The sequence below is a fragment of the Pararcticibacter amylolyticus genome, from assembly GCF_003130405.1.
GTDB classification, from domain to species: Bacteria; Bacteroidota; Bacteroidia; order Sphingobacteriales; family Sphingobacteriaceae; genus Arcticibacter; species Arcticibacter amylolyticus.
Genome location: NZ_QEAS01000004.1, coordinates 81,628 through 84,961 on the forward strand (window position 1 = coordinate 81,628; position 3,334 = coordinate 84,961).

The following is a 3,334-nucleotide window of genomic DNA, read 5'->3' on the forward strand; positions in this document are numbered from 1 at the left end:
AACGATTGTAGATTGAAACAGGCAGAGGATTCTTTAACTTTGCTTCTCGTGAATTCTTCATCCCCTCAATATTTTCATATACCTGAACGGACAGCTTACAGGAAAGCCGGGGCCTCGATGTTAGCTGCGTTTTCGCTCGCTGTTGCCGCTCTGCACCGGCAACCGGTGCTGAGTCCACTGTGAGTCCACATAATATGTACAACCATGTGGACTCACAGTGGAGAGAAACGGGATTGAACGTTGATTCAGGCCAAATTAAGGTGAAATGCGACTGGCTCGGGTTCCGGACTTGCCCGGTAGCCTGTTTAAGCTTAAGAAAATAGTTGAAAGTAAATCCTCGGAATGTGGTTAATGATGATGCTAAGATACATCCCCGAAAGGGTTTATCCAAAATAATCCGGTAAAAAAAGGAAACGATCTAAGACTTACTTGTTCCGGAGTGATTGCGGGTTCACTTCGTGGAGGCTGTATTTCGGGGGCAGATGGAGACAAACCGGGCTATGTTTGGCTGGCTTTTTGTAATTTAGCCGCTGATGACAAAAAATGAAAAACCCACGATCCTGGTCGTCAATGACGATGGTATTGACGCCCCGGGAATTAAGGTGTTGATTGATACAATGAAAGATCTTGGCAGGGTAGTAGTGGTAGCACCCGATGGCCCGCAGTCGGGTACAGGTCATGCCATTACTATTGCGAAGCCGCTCCGTCTTGACCAGGTACATATTTATCCTGATGTCGAGATGTTCAAATGCTCCGGCACTCCTGTTGATTGTGTAAAACTTGCAGTAAATAAAGTTTTTGAAGGAAAGAAGCCTGATTTGTGCGTGTCGGGGATCAATCATGGTCTGAATCATTCTATTAATGTTATTTATTCCGGTACGATGTCGGCAGCTGTAGAAGGTGCAATTGAAAGTATTCCTTCTATTGGATTCTCCTACGATGATTTTTCTTATCAGGCGGACTTTTCCGTTTGTATTCCCTATGTAAAAGCAATAGCGAAAGAAGTGTTGAGGAACGGTCTTCCCCAGGGTTCGCTGCTTAATGTTAATTTTCCAAAGGTGAAGAAGATAAAGGGAATTAAGATCTGCCGGCAGGCAAATGCCAAATGGGCGGAAGAATTTGACGAACGTACGGACCCCAACAACCGCAACTATTATTGGCTGACCGGCGTGTTTCAGCTCAATGATAAAGGTGAAGATACGGATGTCTGGGCGTTGAAAAACGAGTATGCAGCAGTGGTGCCGGTTCAGTTTGACTTAACGGCGCACCATGCAATTCCTGTATTAAATAACTGGCAATTCGATGTTGAAGCGTGATAATGTTTGGATTGGCGTTATCCTGGGACTTGTACTTCCGGGGATAGCTGCTTTTTTTGTAGAAGTGCTGAAGAAGAATGTACGTATTCTTGAAAAGGATGATTTATTATACATTGGGTGCGCAGCGCTTAATATGATCCTGGTAAAGTATCTGTTCAAGCAGTACAAGGAAAACACAGCAAGGGGGGTGGTGGCGTCAACGTTTATCTGTGCCCTGGTCTTCTTCCTTTATAAAATGCGATAAACTGCAATGAAATACTACCTGATCGCCGGAGAAGCTTCGGGTGACCTGCATGGGTCTAACCTGATGAAAGCACTCAAGAATGCCGATAAGCAAGCTCAGTTTCGTTTCCTGGGGGGCGACCTCATGATCGCCCAGGGGGGGGAACTGGTAAAGCATTACAGTGACATGGCTTTTATGGGGTTTGTAGAAGTCGCGCTGAACTTAAGAACGATATTGAAAAACCTAAGCCAGGCAAAAGAGGATCTACTGCGGTTTAAGCCGGATGCTCTTGTTTTGATCGACTTCCCGGGTTTTAATATGAAGATTGCGGAGTTTGCCAAAAAGCATCATATTAAGGTCTTCTATTATATTTCTCCGAAAGTATGGGCATGGAATCAAAAGAGGGTGTTAAGGATAAAGAAGGTTGTGGATCACCTTTTCTGTATCCTTCCTTTTGAAGTGGATTTCTATCGCACTTGGGGGATGGAGGTGGATTATGTAGGTAACCCGCTTCTGGATGCAATTGCTGATTTTCGTCCTCTTCCTGACTTTAGAGAAAAGAACGACCTGGACGGACGCCCCCTGGTCGCCCTGCTCCCGGGGAGCCGTAAGCAGGAGATCAGCAAGATCTTACCTGATATGCTGGCTACCGCGGCAAGATTTCCTGACTACCAATTTGTTATTGCCGGAGCGCCAAACTTTGGAGAAGACCATTATCAATCGTTTATGACCGGGGTGAAATATCCGGTTGTCTTTAACCAGACATACGATCTTTTGTCGAACTCGGAGGCTGCCGTAGTCGCTTCGGGCACAGCGACTCTTGAAACGGCTCTTTTTCATATTCCGGAAGTGGTGGTTTATAAGGCGAACGGTATCTCGATCGCAATAGCGCGCCTCGTGATTAAAATAAGATTTATTTCTTTGGTAAACCTTATTATGGATAAGGAGGTGGTAAAGGAGTTGATCCAGCAGGATTGTAATCCGGAGAAAATAGGAGCGGAGCTTCATTTGCTGTTAAAGGATACGGGGTACCGGAATAATATGCTGCAGAATTACCAGACCTTGTCTGACAAGATGGGAGAACCCGGAGCGTCGCAGCGGACAGCAGAGGGCATCGTGAAATATTTAAAGACTAGTTAGAAGGTGGCAGCCGAAAATACCGCTGCCCATTTTGAAATATGAAAGCAATTCTTTTTGATTTGAACGGAACCATGATCGATGACATGGAATATCATACCGAAGCCTGGTATAAGATTATTGTTGAAGACTTTGGCCGGAAGATGACACGCGATGAGGTGAAACTGGAAATGTACGGGAAAAATTCGGAGGTCCTGGAGCGTGTATTCGGCAAAGGCCATTTTACAGACGAGGAGATATATAATCTTTCGATAGAAAAGGAAAAACGGTACCAGGCGGCTTTCCGGCCGAAACTGAAACTCATCGATGGATTGGACGAGTTTCTTGCCAGGGCATATGAAAAGGGCATTAAAATGGCTGTAGCCTCTGCTGCTATTCCTTTTAACATTGATTTCGTGCTCGATGGACTCAACATCCGGAAATATATTTCTACCATCGTGAGTGCAGACGATGTTCAGTTCAGCAAGCCCGATCCCGAAACTTTTTTACTGGCTGCGGATAAACTTGGTGTTAAACCTGAAGATTGCCTGGTTTTTGAAGATAATCCCAAAGGAGTGGAAGCCGCTCAGAAGGGTGGCATGAAAGCCATGGTGATCACAACTATGCATGAAGAGCATGAGTTCGAAGGGCTTGATAATATTGTGGGATTTATAAAGGA

At 45.2% G+C, this 3,334-nt stretch carries 5 protein-coding genes; all 5 read left to right on the plus strand.

Annotation, left to right across the window (positions count from 1 at the left end):
* Positions 1–183: hypothetical protein (locus tag DDR33_RS26610; protein ID WP_238387693.1), on the plus strand; the 183-nt coding region annotated here is incomplete at its 5' end.
* Positions 184–533: 350 nt separating this feature from the next.
* Positions 534–1,316, plus strand: coding sequence for a 5'/3'-nucleotidase SurE (gene surE, locus DDR33_RS06220; protein WP_109414912.1), 783 nt, complete (start codon positions 534–536; stop codon positions 1,314–1,316).
* Positions 1,303–1,560, plus strand: coding sequence for a stationary phase survival protein SurE (locus DDR33_RS06225; RefSeq protein ID WP_109414913.1), 258 nt, complete (start codon positions 1,303–1,305; stop codon positions 1,558–1,560). Before surE ends, DDR33_RS06225 begins: the two co-directional genes overlap by 14 nt.
* A 6-nt stretch (positions 1,561–1,566) precedes the next feature.
* Positions 1,567–2,679 carry a lipid-A-disaccharide synthase gene (gene lpxB / locus DDR33_RS06230; RefSeq protein WP_109414914.1) on the plus strand — a complete coding sequence of 371 codons (1,113 nt, stop codon included), beginning with the start codon at positions 1,567–1,569 and terminating at the stop codon, positions 2,677–2,679.
* 38 nt (positions 2,680–2,717) lie between these two features.
* The coding region (locus DDR33_RS06235; RefSeq protein WP_109414915.1) for an HAD family hydrolase at positions 2,718–3,334 on the plus strand (617 nt) is incomplete at its 3' end.